General features: G+C 54.0%; 1 pseudogene. It reads left to right on the top strand.

Annotated features, from left to right (window positions below):
- Positions 1-322 precede the first annotated feature (322 nt).
- Positions 323-552, top strand: a pseudogene (locus tag ACQY5R_RS18300) (3-deoxy-7-phosphoheptulonate synthase); the annotation flags it as partial.

Below are 552 nucleotides of genomic sequence, written 5' to 3' on the forward strand. Positions count from 1 at the left end.
TTGGAAAAATGTTGACAGTTCACATCTGATCGGAGTGGGCACAGGCCCCTGCTGCAAGCGAAAAACGATTCAGCGGGTATCAACGACGCCGTCCGCCGCGGCTCGGTGGTCGCGATGCCGGCGGATTTGGATTTTACCGTTAACCGTAAACTGTCAGCTGTAAACGTCTTTTTAACTGTCAACTGACATCGGCATCCTGTAAACTTTGCCCCTTGTTCAATTTATCAATCGATAGCGTTCCATCATGTCCCCACAGTCGTTAGAAAACCTTCGAATTTCATCGCACAAAACCCTGATTACACCGCGCAAGCTGAAACAGGAAATGCCAATCACGGAAAAGGCGGCGGCCACCATATCCGCTGGCCGGACCGCTGTTCAGGACATCCTCGACCGCAAGGATCACCGCCTGATCGTGGTGATTGGCCCCTGCTCCATACACGACACCAAGGCGGCGATGGAATACGCCGGGCGCTTGAAAGCGCTGGCCGACAAGGTCGAGGACACGCTGTTGCTGGTGATGCGGGTCTATTTTGAAAAACCGCGCACCACCGT

It is taken from the genome of Sedimenticola sp., assembly GCF_050289425.1.
In the GTDB taxonomy this organism is placed as follows: domain Bacteria; phylum Pseudomonadota; class Gammaproteobacteria; order Chromatiales; family Chromatiaceae; genus Sedimenticola.